The sequence below is a fragment of the Streptomyces rimosus genome (assembly GCF_008704655.1).
Lineage (GTDB): Bacteria > Actinomycetota > Actinomycetes > Streptomycetales > Streptomycetaceae > Streptomyces > Streptomyces rimosus.
The window spans coordinates 100,368-115,886 of record NZ_CP023688.1 but is presented as its reverse complement, the minus strand read 5'-3'; the positions used below and the strand labels follow the sequence as shown (position 1 = coordinate 115,886).

The following is a 15,519-nucleotide window of genomic DNA, read 5'->3' as shown; positions in this document are numbered from 1 at the left end:
CCCTCCCGGGCTACACATCGCACACGCCTCCGGCCGAAACGCCGTTTCTCCCGAAGGCGCGCGATCGCTTCTGGCATCCGCCAGTTCGCGGCACGCGCCCCATGGACAGAGCCGCCTCACGGGAGGCGGCCAGGCCCGGGGAGGCCCCATGGCACCGACCGCACCCGACTTCGGACCGCGCATTGACCCGTACGCGCCGTACGACCCGCAGCGCGACTGCGACCCCGCGGCCAAGCCCGGCGTGACCGGCTTCCGCGACCTGGTCCTCGCCGCCTACCGGGACACCCGGGACCTCGGCATCAGCCGGCCCTGCGGCAGCGGCGGCCAGAGCGAACACAAGGAGGGCCGGGCCTGGGACTGGGGCGTCGAGGTCAACGGCCAGTCCGAGCCGGCGGACGACCTGATCAACTGGCTGCACGCCACCGACCGGCACGGCAACCGCCACGCACTGCTCCGCCGCTTCGGCATCATGTACATGATCTGGAACCGCCGCATCTGGATGGCGAACCGCCCCGACGCCGGCTGGCAGCCGTACCGGGGCAGCAACCCGCACACCAACCACATCCACTTCAGCTTCTCCTGGCCCGGCGCCCGCAAGGAAACCACCTGGTGGACGGACGCGGCTCCCCGGACGAACCCACGGGTGAGTGTGGGGGTGCCGTCGGTGGTGGACACCGGTTCCGGGATGGTGATCTTCGGGGTCGACGGTTCCGGAGGGATCTCGCATCGCTGGCAGAGTGCTACGGGTGGGGCGTGGTCGGCGTGGACTGCGCTGGGGCGTCCCGCGGGGCGTGCGGTGGGGCGGCCGTGGGCTTTGGTCGGCCGGTACGGCAAGTTGGTCGTTTTCGTCCGTGGTGATGACGGCGTGTTGTGGCACACGTGGCAGTCGGAGGCGGGGGAGTGGGCGCCCGAGTGGGTGCCGCTGGGCGGGCGTCTGGCTGGTGATCCGGCGGTGGTGCTGAGTCCGAACGGTGCGTTGTCGGTGTTTGCCCGTGATCCGGAGGGGCGGGTTACGCATACGTGGCAGCGCGGGCCGGAGCAGGGGTACGCGTGGAATGAGACGTGGGCCGATATGGAGGGAGCCGTACGCGGCCGCCCTGTCGTCGTGGTGGGCCGGGACGGCGGGATGGTGCTGTTCGCGCGCGGTACGGACGATGCCCTGCACCATCGTTGGCAGACCGGCACGGGTGGGCCGTGGTCGGCTTGGACCCCGCTGCACGGCCGTTTCACCAGCGACCCCGCCGTCGTCCTGAGTCCGAACGGTGCGCTGTCGGTGTTCGCCCGTGATCCGGACGGGCGTGTCACGCATACGTGGCAGCACGGGCCCGAGCAGGGGTACGCCTGGAACGAGACCTGGGCGGATATGGAGGGTGCGGTCCGGGGGCGGCCCACCGTTCTGGTCGGTCGTGATGGCGGGATGGTGCTGTTCGCGCGCGGTACGGATGACGCCCTGCACCACCGCTGGCAGACCGGCACCGGCGGGCCCTGGTCCGCCTGGACCCCGCTGCACGGCCGTTTCACCAATGACCCCGCCGTCGTCCCGAACCCGAACGGCGCGCTCTCGGTCTTCGCCCGCGATCCGGGAGGCCGCGTCACCCACACCTGGCAGCACGGCCCCGAACAGGGCCATGCCTGGAACGACACCTGGGCCGACATGGAAGGCGATCTGTCCGACGACCCGCCCGAGACCGGGAACACGCCCGCGTCCCCCTCCCACAAGCCGACCGCGGCACCCGCGTAGACAGGAGATCCGCCATGGCCGCCTGCATCGTTCCACCGGACCGTGACCTGGAAGTCACCAAGGCCGTCTACCTCGTCGGACGTGACCTCGGTGTCTCCGGCAAAGTGATGCTCGCCGGCTTCGAGGCCGGCTGGGTCGAGTCACACATGAACAACCTCCCGTGCGGCGACCGCGACTCGCTCGGGGTCTTCCAGCAACGCCCCAGCCAGGGCTGGGGCACCCCGCAACAGATCATGCAGGTGCCCTACGCGGCCACCCAGTTCTTCACGAGGGCCGTCCGCGTCCAGCAGCAGAACCCGCAACTGACCGCCGGCCAGACGGCGCAGCGCGTACAACGCTCCGCGTTTCCCGACCGCTACGACCAGGCCGAGGCCAAGGCCCAGGCGCTGCTCGAAGAGGCACGGAAAGCGGTGGGCCACGTCCCGCAGGCCGCGGCCCGGGTGAGTGTGGGGGTGCCGTCGGTGGTGGACACCGGTTCCGGGATGGTGATCTTCGGGGTCGACGGTTCCGGAGGGATCACCCATCGCTGGCAGAACGCTCCTGGTGGGGCGTGGTCGGCGTGGACTGCGCTGGGGCGTCCCGCGGGGCGTGCGGTGGGGCGGCCGTGGGCTTTGGTCGGCCGGTACGGCAAGTTGGTCGTTTTCGTCCGTGGTGATGACGGCGTGTTGTGGCACACGTGGCAGTCGGAGGCGGGGGAGTGGGCGCCCGAGTGGGTGCCGCTGGGCGGGCGTCTGGCTGGTGATCCGGCGGTGGTGCTGAGTCCGAACGGTGCGTTGTCGGTGTTTGCCCGTGATCCGGAGGGGCGGGTTACGCATACGTGGCAGCGCGGGCCGGAGCAGGGGTACGCGTGGAATGAGACGTGGGCCGATATGGAGGGTGCGGTCCGGGGGCGGCCCACGGTTCTGGTGGGTCGTGACGGTGGCATGGTGCTGTTCGCGCGCGGCGCGGACGATGCCCTGCACCATCGTTGGCAGACCGGCACGGGTGGGCCGTGGTCCGCCTGGACTCCGTTGAACGGTCGTCTGGTCAGTGATCCGGCGGTGGTGCTGAGCCCGAACGGTGCGTTGTCGGTGTTCGCCCGCGATCCGGACGGGCGTGTCACGCATACGTGGCAACGGGGGCCGGAGCAGGGGTACGCGTGGAATGACACCTGGGCCGATATGGAGGGTGCGGTCCGGGGGCGGCCCACCGTTCTTGTCGGTCGCGATGGCGGGATGGTGTTGTTCGCGCGCGGTACGGACGATGCTCTGCACCATCGTTGGCAGACCGGCACCGGCGGGCCCTGGTCCGCCTGGACGCCTCTCCACGGGCGTCTCACCAACGACCCGGCCGTGGTCCTCAACCCGCATGGCACGCTCTCCGCCTTCGGCCGCGGCCCGGACGGCCGTGTCACGCATACGTGGCAGCGCGGTCCCGAGCAGGGGTACGCCTGGAACGACACCTGGGCCGACATGGAAGGCAATCTGGCCGACGACCCGCCCGAGGCCGAGATCGCCTCCCCGGCTGCCTCCTCCCCGGCGTCGGCATAGACGCCGGCAGACCTCCGGGCGGCCGCCCCGCGTGGAACGGGGGTGTGGGGCGACCGTCCGGAGCGCACGGGGGCGGGGGAGCGAGGGTCACAAGCGCCACCGCACCTCGCGGTCCGGCGCGTAGCGGCACATCGCGCCGGTCGACACGGCTGCCTGGAGGTGGGAGGCGAGTTCGGGGTGATGGTCTCGCAGGCGGCGCAGGGTGTCCCGGATGCGGGCCGTGACGTTCTTGCGGGCGCGGTCGGTCTCGTCGCCCAGGCGGCGGGAGCGACCGGCCAGTCCGGCGGCCTTGTGGAGTTCGGCGAGCAGGGCTTCCCGTTCGCGGCCGTACTCCGTGGCCGTGTGGCCGTCGCCGCGTACGGCTGCCCTGTCGATCTCCTCGTCGAGCAATTCCAGGCGCTGCCTGTAGCGGGTCTTCGCCTCCTCGTCCAGGACCATGTCACTTCCGAGGGCGCCCGCCGCCGCTGCCAGGTGCGCGCTGTCCGGGTACAGCAGGCGTACGGCCGGGACCTCCTGGCCGGGACGGCCGAGCAGCGTGTGCAGGTCGGCGAGTCCCTTGGCGTCGGGTACATGGACGGTGCGGCCCGCGTAACGCAAGCGCCACACAGCACCGTTACGTACGAACTCCCTCTCCGCCTGGCTGACTTGGGGGCGCGGGGTGGGGGAGGGCAGGAGGCGCCGGGCGCGTTCGACGATGTGCGTCATGCCCAGTTCGCGGGCCTCCGCTTCCGTGTCGCGCAGGAGCGTGGTGGCTCGGTTCGTGTCGTCGGGGCCCGCGCGGGCGAGCAAGGCGCGGGCCAGTTCCGTACGGGCGCGTACCGACCAGGGGCGGGCGTGCAGCCGGTCGGCGGACCGTTCGGCGGTGGTGAGGTCCCGTACCGCTGCTTCCCACCGCTCCTCGGCGGCGTGCAGCACGCCCGACCACAGGGCTGCCGGGCCGCCGATGTCCCAGCCGAACAAGGAGACCAGCCATTGCCCCCGGTACGGTTCCAGTACCGCGTGCGCCTGCTCGCAGCTCACCGGGTCCCGGGACGCCGCCGCGCTCTGCGACTGGAGCCGGACCCGCAGGGGAGCGATGCCGCGTTCCAGCACGCTGTCGTCGGACGAGCCGCCCTCGGACCATAGCGCCGGACCGTGCGGGGTGGCGTCCTGTTCCAACTCGGTGATGCCCGCCAGCACTTGGGTGTACAGGTGGTCCTGTTCCCGCATCGCGTGGTGGGCCTGCTCCGCTTCCGGGAAGCGGCCCTGGAGGAGGGCCAGTGCCCAGCGGTGGTGGCCGATGAAGTACTGGTAGTAGTTGGCATGGGTGCCGCTGAGAGCCAGTGTCTGCGCGAGCAGGTCGTCGGCCTCGGGGAAGCGGCCCATGAACGCGTACACGACGCTGCGGTCGATGACCGAGATCATGCTGGTACGGGGCAGTCCGCAGGCGTCCGCTCCGGCCACCATGTCGGAGAACTGCCGCAGAAATCTGGGGTCGTCCTGCTCCAGCAGGGCGACCCACCGCATCGACGCCGCCAGATGCTCCATCCACACATCGGCCCGGCGGCGGGACACTTCCATCAGCTCCCCGGCCACGTGGACCCGCTGTGCGGCCGTGCCGGGTGCCCACACCGCGTGCAGGCGGGCCCACAGCCCCAGGTGCAGGGCGTCGTCGTCCCCGGCGGCACGGGCGGCCGCCACGACGCGACGGGCCACCTCGTCGACCGGGCCCGCGTCAGGTGCGTCGACCGGGCCCGCGCCGGACTCGTCGGCCGCGGGGCGAGGCCCGGGAACCAGCGCGCGGTGTGCCTCGCGCAGCGCCCGGGTCTTGAGCCCCGTTCCGTCGCCCCGGCCGTCCGCATGGTGCAGCGTGAGCGCCACCCGGCCCACGAGTCCGGCGTCGCCCGTACCGGACGCCAGCGCGGCGGCGTCCTCGTACACCAGCCAGGAGCGTTCGTGTTCGCCGAGGAGCTGGAGTTCGGCGCCGAGGTCGAGGGCGAGCAGCACGTGGCGGCGTGGATCGCCGGTCCCGAGCCGTTCCAGCGCGCGCCGGTAGTGCGCCACGGCCTCCTCACTGGCCAGCCTGCTCACCGCGTGCCGGGCGGCGGCCACCAGGATGTCCACCGCCTCGTCGGCGTCGAGGTCCGGGCCGGCGAAGTACGCGTGCCGGGCCAGGTCGGTCGGCCGCGCCCGGTCCCCGGCGCCGGCGGTGTCCCGCAGGGCGCGTACGGCGGCGGCGTGCAGGTGGCGGAGCCGGTCCTCCGCCAGCCCGTCGTACAGGGTCTCCCGCACCAGGTCGTGGGTGAAGACGTACGCGTCCGCCGACGACTCCAGCAGCCCGGCCGCGACCGCCTCCCCCAGGAGGCCGGTGGTGACGGCTTCCGGCGTTCCGGCCGTACGGGCCAGCGTCCGCCGCTCGAACCGGCGGCCCAGCACGGCCGCGGCGCCGAGCAGCCGTACGGCCGGTTGGCCGAGCAGCGCCAGCCGCCGGTGCACCACGGCGCGTACGCCGGGCGCGACGGCGGCCACGGGCTGGCCGGCGGACCACAGGCGGGCCGTCTCCTCCACGAAGTACGGATTGCCGCCGGTGCGTGCGAACATCCCCGCGGTCATGGCCGCGTCCGGGCGGGCCCCGACCGTACGCGCGACCAGCTCGGCGACCTGAGGCGGGGTCAGGCCGGTCAGTGCGAGCGTGGTGGCCTTCGCCGCCAGTCGCGGCAGCAACGGCCGCAGCGGATGGTCGGGCCGCTGCACCTCCACGTCGCGGTACGTCCCGATCACCAGCAGCCGCTCGAACCAGGTGTGCTGCGCCGTGAACTCAAGCAGGCTCAACGAAGCGGCGTCCGCCCAGTGCAGGTCCTCCAGCACCACGGTCACCGGGCGGCGCTGCGACAGGACGGTCAGCAGGGTCGTCACCGCGTCGAACAGCTCGAAGCGCAGCGCTTCCCCGGTGCCCGTGCCGTCACCCAGCAGGACGGAGAGCGCTCCTCCGGCGGCCGTCGCCGCCTCCTCCCACTCCCCGGCGGACGCACCGCGCCGCAAGCTCCGTACGGCCTGCGTCCACGGCCAGAAACCGGGCGTGCTGTCGGAGTCCCAGCAGGTTCCGCGCACCACCAGCATGCCGCCGCGCTCCCGCTCCTCGTCCACCGCGCTGCGTACCAGCGACGTCTTGCCGATGCCCGCCTCGCCCGTGACCAGCACCAGCCCGCCGTGACTGGCGCGCGCCCGCTCCAGGCGGGACCGCAGCATCCGTACGCTGTGCTCCCGCCCGATCAGCGCGGTGTCCATTCGTCCTCCCGGGAGTGGGCTCGCGGTACCTCCACGCCCGGCCGCACGCCGCGTCAGCGGTACGGCGGTCCGCGGCCGGGTGCGCCCTCGCCGCCTTGATAGCCCCGGGACGGGAGGCGCCGTGGCGTTACGTACCGATGTCACCTTCCCGAGTGCAACGGGACCGCGCCCGGCTCCTCAGTGGCACCTCCCGCTGCCGCTGTAGCAGGGTGTGTAAGCGGGGTCGGGCTTGGGCGCGGGGCCCGGGTGGGCGCGGTCGTACTCGTGCTGGGCGAGCAGGAGCAGCGCGGCCACCACTCCGGCGGCAAGCACCTGCGACACCACCGTCCACGGGGCGCGGGACAGCAGCGCGAGCCCGGCGATCACGATCAAGGCGATGAGGAAGTGCTGCGTCCAGGCGAGCTGCGCGAGCTGGGCCGCTTCGATGCGCGCCCGCCTGCCCTGCGCGGCCCACACCTCCATGCCGTACCCGAAGCCGACCCACAGGAATACGGCGGCCTCCACGAGGAACAGCACGATGCCGAGGGCGATGTCCCGGCCCAGCGGCGTCCTGCGCGACCAGGGCAGTCGTCCGGGCCGGGGCGGAGGGGTGGGGGGCGGTGCGTACGTCATGTCGGCACCCTGCCGGGTGGCCGTGGGGCGCGCATGAGTACGCGCACTCAGTTTGTGATCAAGAATGGGTCACTGTGCTCAAAAACGGGTCGCATGAGCGGATCGCCGCGGCGGCGCCCGACTTCTAAAGCCCCTTCGGCTCCCTGTTCTACGGGTGGCTCGTTGGGGTGTGTGTTTCCGGGGATGTCATGGTGACGTGCAAAGTGGAAATGCTTCCTCATGGTAGGGGCGTTCCGCCCCGAGACCGGAAACAGCGATCGAGCCACGGCTCATTCCTTGCTCGCACCGACGTTCCGGCTGACGCTCCCGGCTCAGTCGGCGGTTTTCCCGCCTGAAGAGTTCGGGTGCGTCAGGTAATCCGTCAGCACGGCCCGCTGCGCGGAATCGATCAGATGGGGCCTGCGGCGCGTGGTGTTCCAGCAAGCGGACAGCACGTGTGCTTCGGCGAACGGTGTGTCCGCGCAGCCGACGAGGGCGTGCAGTTCCACGGCGGACGGTCTGATCCGCAGCACGCGAAGGGAGATGATCAGCGGTTCGGCCTGCCAGTGAAGAGGCCGGTGATAGTCGATGTGCTGGCGCAGAGTGAGGTAGGCCAGTCGGGGCGTCGAGCCTGAACTCGGAATGGCATGGTGCGCGAGTTTCATGACCAGCGCACCGCGTGCTTCTTCGATGTAGGAGGCGATGGCCGCGTCGCCGACGATTGCGTGGGCGTTCATGTCGGACCAGCGGACGGTCACGCCGTGCAGGAACGCGTTCATGGGCGTTTTCCTTTTCCCGCCGGCCCGGTGCCGGCTGCCGGAAGCTACCCGCGGTGCGGGAAGACCATCCCCGCGGAGCGCGACCAAGGAGGATTTGTGGCTGCACACGCCGATGAGCCGATCCGCCTGGCGGTGGGGGAACTGGCACGGTTTCTCGGCGCGGACGTCGACGACCCCGCCTTTCTGACCGATCCTCACAGATGTCTGACGCCCGGGATACGCGAGAAATCCGTGCACCGGCTGCCCGGAGGCGCCCTGGCCGTTCTCGGTTACACGGCGTGCGCCGAGGTGCTGCGTGATACACGGTTCGGCCACGGTGCCCGCGAACTGTACGAGACCACCCTGCTGGGGCTGCCGGCCCGGTCTTTTCTCCAACTGGACGCACCGGGGCACACCCGGCTGCGCGGCCAGGTCGCGCGGCATTTCACCGCACGGCGAGTACGGGCCTTGGCCGAGAACGTCGGGTATTACAGCACTGCTCTCGTACGGGAGCACGCGGGCCGCCCGGGGGATTTCGTGGCGGATTTCGCCGAGCCGCTGGCGATGTCGGTCATCAGCGACGTACTGGGCGTGCCGCCCGAGGATCGCCCCGCCTTCCACCGTGACGCCCGGCTGGTCGTCCGCGGACTGGACCAGCCGGCCCGCGCCATGGACGAACGGGCCGTCGCCCAGGCGCGGTTCCGCTTCGTACGGTTCTTCCGCCGCCGGGCGCAGGCGCGCCGCCAGGCCGGGACGCGGCACCGGGCGCCCCGGGACGGCCTGCTGGACGCCTTGTCGCACCGGCCGGACGGCAGCCCGGCCGACATCCGCGAGCTGGTCACCACGTGCAGCCTGCTGCTGAGCGCCGGATACGACACCACGGTCAGCCTGCTGTCGCACGCGGTGGCGGAACTGGGCGGCGCACCGTCCGGGCAGGGGTGGGCGCTGGCCCGGGACCCGCAGACGGTGGGCGCGGTCGTGGAGGAGGTGCTGCGTCTGCACTCTCCCGTGCAGATCGCTCCGCGCGCCGCGGTGCGTGACGCGGCCCTGGACGGGCTGCCGGTGGCCCGCGGCACGATCGTGCTGCCCCTGCTGCCGGCGGCCAACCGGGACCCGGACATCTTCGACAGCCCGCACACCTTCCGGCCCCGGCGCTATCTCGCCCCGGCAGCTCAAGGCCGTTCGACAGCAAGGCATTTGGCGTTCGGAGCGGGCGCGCATTTCTGTCTGGGGGCGGCCCTGGCCCGGCTGACCGCCCACAGCGCGCTGGCTGTTCTGGCCGCCTGCCCGCCCAGACCGCGCGACGCGCCCCGTACGTACAGCGAAGGCGTCGTCGTACGCGGCCTGCGCAGTCTGCCGGTCACCTGGCCGCACCGGCCCGCGGAACGGCCCCCGCACCCTCCGGCCGACGGCGCGGCCGCGTACGTCGAGCCGTCGTGCCCCATCCCCCACGCGCAAAGGAGCGTCACATGACCAGCCGCCTCTTCCCGTACCTGGTCAGCGAGCTGGAGCAGGCTTTCGGCATCGACCGTGCGGCCGCCACGCCCGAGTCCACGATCGAAGCGCTGGGGCTGGACTCCCTGGCACTGATGGAACTGGTGGTGCGGTACGAGGACGAACACGGCGCCGAACTGCCCGAAACGGCCGCGAGCCGGCTGGGCACCACGTCCACACTCGCCGACATCTGCGCCGTACTGGAACGTGCCCTGCCCGACGAGCAGCGGCCCGCCCAGCCCGCCGGGGGAACGCCGTCATGAGCGAGCCCGTGGCCGTGACGGGCATGGGGGTGCTCACCCCGGCCGGCTCCGGGGAGCGGGCGCTGTGGGAGCGCCTGTGCCAGGGCCGGTCCACCGCGGCGTCCGACCCCGCCCTCAAGGGCATGCCGGTCGATTTCTCCTGCCGGGTGCCCGGCTTCGACCCGGCCGGTGTGAAGAGCATCGCATGGCGTACGAACCGCTTCATCCAGCTGGCGGTGGTGGCCGCCCGGATGGCGGTCGCCGACGCCGCGCTGACGCCAAAGCGGTGGGACAGCCGCCGGATCGGCGTCGTGCTGGGGGTCGGCGCCTCCAGCATGGAGCACTGGCCCGGCGAGACCGAGAAGCTGCTCCAGGGGCGGCTGCGTGCCGTCTCCCCGCTGGCGCTGCCCCGTTCCATCCCCAACATGGCCGCCGGAGAGGTCGCCCTCGACCTCGGGGCGACCGGTCCCAACCTGGCCGTCTCCACCGCGTGCGCCTCGGGGGCCAGCGCTCTGGGCGTGGCCAAGGACCTGTTGGCCGCCGACCGCTGCGATGTGGTGCTGGCCGGCGGGGCCGAGGCCCCCAGGGCGTCGGAGATGGTGGCCCTGTGCTTCTCCCGGATGTCGGTGCTGTCCCGGCGGTGCCAGGACCCCGAGCGCGCCTCCCGGCCCTTCGACGCGGGCCGGGACGGGTTCGTGCTGGGGGAGGGGGCAGCGGTTCTCGTACTGGAGAAGGCCGGGCACGCCCGGACCCGCCGGGCCGGAGTACGAGCCTGGCTCGCGGGTTACGGTGCCTCCGCCGACGCCCATCACCCCACCATACCCGACCCGCGGGGCAAGGGCGCCGCAGCCGCCATCGACGCCGCGCTCGCCGAGGCCGGCCTGCGGACCGGCGACATCGACCACGTCAACGCCCACGGCTCCTCCACCGACTTCAACGATCTCTTCGAGGCGCGCACCCTGAGCCGCGTCTTCGACCGGCCCCCGCCGGTCACCGCGAACAAGGGCTGCCTGGGCCACGGGATCGGCGCCGCCGGCGCCATCGAGGCCGCGTGCAGTGTGCTGACCTTGCAGCACCAGCTGATCCCGCCGGTGGCGAACTTCACGCGCCCCGACCCGCGTATCGACCTCGACATCGTGGCCGGTACGCCCCGCCCGCACGGTGTGGAAGCGGTGCTGAGCAACTCCTTCGGGTTCGGCGGGCAGAACGCCGTGCTGGTCCTTACCCGGGCCTGACCGGTCCGCTCGGCCTCGCCGTCCAGCCAAGGAGACACCGTGTGCGGAATCACCGGATGGACCGCCTACGACCGTGACCTGACCGGAGGGGCGGAACGCGCCGCCCTGACCGCCATGACCGCCACCATGAAGTGCCGCGGCCCGGACGCCGAAGGGCAGTGGGCGGGCCCGCACGCGGCTCTGGGCCACCGGCGCCTGGCCGTCCTCGACCTCCCCGGCGGCAGCCAGCCGATGGGCGTTACGGAGGACGGCCGTACTTTGGCCGTCCTCACCTACAGCGGCGAGCTGTACAACTACCGCGACCTGCGGCGCGAACTACGCAGCAGAGGCCACCGGTTCCGTACCGCCAGTGACACCGAGGCCGTCCTGCACGCCTACCTGGAGTGGGGGCGGTCCTTCACCACCCACCTGAACGGCATGTACGCCCTGGCCATCTGGGATGCCCGTACTGAGGAACTGCTGCTGCTCCGCGACCGCGTCGGCATCAAACCGCTGTACTACTGCCGCGCCGGGGCCGGTTCCGAGGTCTTGTTCGCCTCCGAGCCCAAGGCTCTGCTGGCCCACCCGGCCGTTGAGGCGGAGGTCTGCGCCGACGGTCTGCGCGAGTTGCTGTCGCTGGCCAAAACTCCCGGACACGCCATCTATACGGGCCTGCGCGAAGTCCGTCCCGGCCATCTGGTCACCATCAGCCGTACGGGCATCACCGAGGAGCGCTACTGGGCCCTGCGGGCGCGCGAGCACACCGACGACCTGGACGTGACCGTCTCCACGGTGCGCGCCATGCTCGAACAGATCATGATCCGCCAGACCGTCGCCGACGTCCCCCTGTGTTCCCTGCTGTCCGGGGGCCTGGACTCCAGCGCCATCACCGCTCTGGCCGCCCGCACCGCCCACCGGCCGGGCCGTGCGGGCGTACGTTCCTTCTCCGTCACCTTCGACCAGCACGAGCGGGACTTCGTCCCCGACCTCATGCACGTCGACTCCGACCAGCCGTACGTGCGCGCGCTGGCCGGCCATGTGGGCACCGACCACACCGACATCACCCTGGCCACGGCCGGGCTGATGAACCACGCGAACCGCCGTGCCGCGCTGCACGCCCGCGACCTGCCCTCCGGCCTCGGTGACTTCGACCTCTCCGCGCTGCTGCTGTTCCGGGCCGTGCGCGAGCACTCGACCGTCGCCCTGTCCGGTGAGGGCGCCGACGAGCTCTTCGGCGGCTACTTCTGGTTCCACGACCCGCAGACCGTCCGGGCCGGCACGTTCCCCTGGCGCGCGGCCATCGAGGTCTACACCCGCGCCGGCTTCGGCGACGCGCCGATGTCCACCCGCCTGCTGGACCCCGCGCTGGTCCGCGCCCTCGACCTGCCCGGCCACCGGCGCGAACGGTACCGCCGGGCGCTGGCCGAAGTACCGCACCCGGAGCACGCCGGCCCCGTCGAGCACCGGATGCGCGAGATCACGTATCTGCACCTGACCCGCTTTCTGCCGATGCTGCTCGACCGCAAGGACCGCATGAGCATGGCGAACGGCCTCGAAGTCCGCGTCCCCTTCTGCGATCACGAACTCATCGAGTACGTCTTCAACGTCCCCTGGAGCATGAAGACCGCCGCCGGGCGGGAAAAGAGCCTGCTGCGCGCCGCCGTCGCCGACCTGCTGCCCGAGGCCGTCCTGAACCGCCCCAAGAACCCGTACCCCACCATCCAGGACCCGCGGTACACCGACGCCCTCCGCACGGCCCTGGCCGACCTCGCCCACGACAGTTCGGCGCCCATCAACGCCCTGCTGGACCGGGCCGCCGTCAGCAAGGCCCTCAACGGCGACGCCAGCCCCAGGGACATGCGCTACGCCGCCGAACTCGTCCTGGACCTGAACACCTGGCTCGATGACTACCGCGTCCGCCTGGACCTGCCGTGATCCCCCCTGGGCGAAACGTCGCGGCACGCTGGGCCCGCTTCACCGCCCGCCGCGGCCGATGGATCGCCCTGGGCGCGGTCCTGTTCGCCGCGGCCGCCCTCCTGCTCGGCAGCCGCGTCGCAGGGCACCTCTCCCACGGCGGCTGGACGCCCACCGGCGCCCCGTCCGTCACGGCCGAACAGCGCCTGGCCGACACCTTCGGGACGGGAAGCGAACACCTGGTCCTGGTGGTCCGGGCCGACGGCCACACTGCTGAACGCAGGGTCGCGGCCCACGGAAGCGCACTCGTCCGCGCACTGCGCCACGACCACCGCGTCGCCCACGTCGCCTCGCCCTGGGCCCCGGACGAACGCCGCCTGCGCGCCACGGACGGCGCCGCCTACGCGATCCTGGTCCGCTTTCACGGCAGCGACAGCCAGGTGCATGCCGCCGGCGCCGATGTGCTGCGCCGTACGACGGGACGGCACGGTCCGCTGACGGTCACCGCGACGGGCGAGAGCGCCGTCGTCGCCGAGACCGAACGGCTCAGCGACCGCGATCTGCGCACCGCCGAACTGATCGCGGCACCGGTGACCTTCGCCGTCCTCCTGCTGGCCTTCCGCAGCCTGCCCGCCGCGCTGCTGCCGGTGGCCGTCGGCGCACTGTCGGTGGCCGGCACCATGGCCGGCCTGCGCCTCCTGACGAGCCTCCTGCCGGTCTCCCTGCTCGCCCTGAACATCACCACCGCCCTCGGCTTCGGCCTGGCCGTCGACTACAGCCTCCTGATCGTCGCCCGCTACCGCGAACAGCGCGCCACCGGCCGGTCACCCGGCCAGGCCCTGGCCACCACCGTGGGCACCGCCGGACGCACCGTCGCCGTCTCCGCCCTCACCGTCTGCCTGGCCCTGGCCGCCCTGCTGTTCTTCCCACTGCCCCTGCTCAGATCCCTGGCCTTGGCCAGCATCATGGTCACCGTGCTGGCCGCGGCCACCACCCTGATCCTCATACCCGCCGCGCTGGTCGCCCTCGGCGACCACCTCGACCGCTGGGACCCGCTGCGCGCGGTACGCAGACGCCGCGCGGGCCCCGCCACCACCGCCCACCTGTGGCGGCGGCTGGCCCACTGCGTACTCCGGCGCCCCCTCACCACGGCCCTGCCCGTCCTGCTCGCGCTGGCCGCCCTGGCCGCGCCTCTGCTCGGCGCGCGCTTCGGTATCCATGACGACCGCATGCTCCCGCCCACCTCAGCCACAGCCCGCGCCTCCGCCCTGCTGCGCCACCACTTCGATGTCGCCGAACGCCGCCCGGCCGCCCTCCTGCTGCCCGGCTATCAGGTCCGCACCCGTCCCGGGCCCGTCGCCGACTACGCCCGGCGCGCCTCCGACCTGCCCGGCGTACGGCGCGTGGACGCCGCCACCGGCTCGTACCGCCACGGCCGCCCCGTACCACCGCCGCCGCACATCCGCCCCGCCGCCTTCGCCACCGCCCACAGCACCCGGCTGTCGGTCGTGGCCGACGGAGACCCCCTCTCCCCGGACGGCGCCCGCCTCGCCGAGCGCCTGCGCGCGCTGCCCGCCCCCGCGCCCGTTCAGGTGGCGGGCCTCAACGCCCGGATGGCCGACACCACCGAGGCCATCGTCAGCCGCCTGCCCGCCGTCCTGGCGACCATCACCGCAACCGTCTTCCTCGTCCTGCTCCTCCTCACCCGCAGCCTGCTGCTGCCCCTCAAGGCCCTGCTGCTCAACGCCCTGACCCTGGCCGCCACCCTCGGCACCGTCGTCCACCTCTTCCAGGAAGGCCACGCGCCCTGGCTCACCGGCGACATCGCCGTCACCCACATCACCGACCTCACGGTCCTGTGCCTGATGTTCAGCATCGCCTTCGGCCTGTCCATGGACTACGAGATCTTCCTCATGGCCCGCATCGTCGAGGAACACCGCCGCACCGGCGACACCCGCACCGCCACGGCCGTCGGCATCGAGCACACCGCCCGCGTCTTCACCGCGGCAGCCCTGATCGTCGCCGTCGTCATGGGCGCCCTGGCCGCCTCCGGCCTCCTCGCCCTCAAGACGATCGGCACCGGCCTGGCCGTGGCCGTCCTCCTCGACGCCACCCTCGTACGGGCCGTCCTCGTCCCCGCCTTCATCCGCCTCGCCGGACGGGCCAACTGGTGGCTGCCGCGGGTCACAGCTCGACGTGGACGGTGCCGGTCCGCCGGCCGGCCATGAGCTCGCGGAGGGCGCGCGGGGCCTGGTCGAGGACCTTCGGCACGGTACGGAGGAAGGAGAGCGTGCCGTCGCGCAGCCTCCGTCCGAAGAGTCCGGTCCACTCAGGGACGATGTCGAGGTGGTCGAACAGGGGCGCGCCGCGCAGGGTGATGCTGCGCGTAATCAGTGCCATGGGGCCGATGCCGATGGCCGGCGCGTCACCGAGCTGCCCGGCCAGGGCCCCGATCAGCGCGACGCGCACGCCGCTCCGGGCCACGGCCACCGCCGCCTTCAACTGGTCGATGACCACGTCGACACCGTCGGGCGCCGCCGCGCGCAGCTGCTCCTCGACGCAACCGGCATCGCGCAGCACGGCGGCGTCGTAACCCAGCTCCTTGGCCGGGATGTCCGCCTTGCGCTGCGAGCTGGTGGAGCCGATGACCCGCGCCGCGCAGCCTGGCGATCTGCCCGGCCGGCGGCCATTCCGCGCACCAGTACGAACACCGGGCCTCCACCCCACCCCCACCACCCGCTACGCTGGTCAATTCGCCCACTCCGATGC

Annotated in this window: 11 protein-coding genes; 7 read left to right on the top strand and 4 right to left on the bottom strand. The window is 72.4% G+C overall.

Annotated elements, in window-relative coordinates:
- The first annotated feature begins 148 nt into the window (after positions 1–148).
- Both CP984_RS00490 and CP984_RS41000 read left to right on the top strand, forming a co-directional pair.
- A complete protein-coding gene (locus CP984_RS00490; protein WP_139679673.1) occupies positions 149–1,741 on the top strand; it encodes a hypothetical protein in 1,593 nt (530 codons plus the stop codon).
- 14 nt (positions 1,742–1,755) lie between these two features.
- Positions 1,756–3,270, top strand: a complete 1,515-nt coding sequence (locus tag CP984_RS41000; RefSeq protein ID WP_176564528.1) for a hypothetical protein — start codon at positions 1,756–1,758, stop codon at positions 3,268–3,270.
- 87 nt (positions 3,271–3,357) lie between these two features.
- Here CP984_RS41000 and CP984_RS00480 read toward each other — a convergent pair whose 3' ends face one another.
- From CP984_RS00480 to CP984_RS40995, 3 genes are all read right to left on the bottom strand, one after another.
- The gene (locus CP984_RS00480) at positions 3,358–6,537 is read right to left on the bottom strand and encodes an ATP-binding protein (protein ID WP_003979995.1); all 3,180 of its coding nucleotides are present in this window, start codon (positions 6,535–6,537) and stop codon (positions 3,358–3,360) included.
- A 177-nt stretch (positions 6,538–6,714) separates the two neighbouring features.
- Entirely contained in the window at positions 6,715–7,149 is a 435-nt protein-coding gene (locus tag CP984_RS00475) for a DUF6234 family protein (RefSeq protein ID WP_030190880.1), read from the bottom strand.
- 311 nt (positions 7,150–7,460) lie between these two features.
- The gene (locus tag CP984_RS40995; RefSeq protein WP_003979997.1) at positions 7,461–7,907 is read right to left on the bottom strand and encodes an acyl-CoA thioesterase; all 447 of its coding nucleotides are present in this window, start codon (positions 7,905–7,907) and stop codon (positions 7,461–7,463) included.
- A gap of 96 nt (positions 7,908–8,003) precedes the next feature.
- Between CP984_RS40995 and CP984_RS00465 the strand changes: the two genes are divergently transcribed.
- Genes CP984_RS00465 through CP984_RS00445 form a run of 5 tightly spaced genes read left to right on the top strand, consistent with a single transcriptional unit; the run spans position 8,004 to position 14,978 of the window.
- The gene (locus CP984_RS00465; RefSeq protein ID WP_003979998.1) at positions 8,004–9,359 is read left to right on the top strand and encodes a cytochrome P450; all 1,356 of its coding nucleotides are present in this window, start codon (positions 8,004–8,006) and stop codon (positions 9,357–9,359) included.
- The gene (locus CP984_RS00460; protein WP_003979999.1) at positions 9,356–9,643 is read left to right on the top strand and encodes an acyl carrier protein; all 288 of its coding nucleotides are present in this window, start codon (positions 9,356–9,358) and stop codon (positions 9,641–9,643) included. The genes CP984_RS00465 and CP984_RS00460 overlap by 4 nt, the downstream gene beginning before the upstream one ends.
- Entirely contained in the window at positions 9,640–10,857 is a 1,218-nt protein-coding gene (locus CP984_RS00455) for a beta-ketoacyl-[acyl-carrier-protein] synthase family protein (protein ID WP_003980000.1), read from the top strand. The genes CP984_RS00460 and CP984_RS00455 overlap by 4 nt, the downstream gene beginning before the upstream one ends.
- A 39-nt stretch (positions 10,858–10,896) precedes the next feature.
- Positions 10,897–12,771, top strand: coding sequence for an asparagine synthase (glutamine-hydrolyzing) (gene asnB, locus CP984_RS00450; protein WP_003980001.1), 1,875 nt, complete (start codon positions 10,897–10,899; stop codon positions 12,769–12,771).
- Positions 12,768–14,978 (top strand): MMPL family transporter, encoded by a 2,211-nt coding sequence (locus CP984_RS00445; protein WP_003980002.1) that lies wholly within the window; start codon positions 12,768–12,770, stop codon positions 14,976–14,978. The genes asnB and CP984_RS00445 overlap by 4 nt, the downstream gene beginning before the upstream one ends.
- Here CP984_RS00445 and CP984_RS00440 read toward each other — a convergent pair.
- Positions 14,935–15,477: a zinc-binding dehydrogenase gene (locus tag CP984_RS00440; protein ID WP_157849115.1), complete on the bottom strand. Its 543-nt coding sequence runs from the start codon at positions 15,475–15,477 to the stop codon at positions 14,935–14,937. The two genes, CP984_RS00445 and CP984_RS00440, sit on opposite strands and share 44 nt — an antisense overlap.
- Between the last annotated feature and the right edge of the window lie 42 nt (positions 15,478–15,519).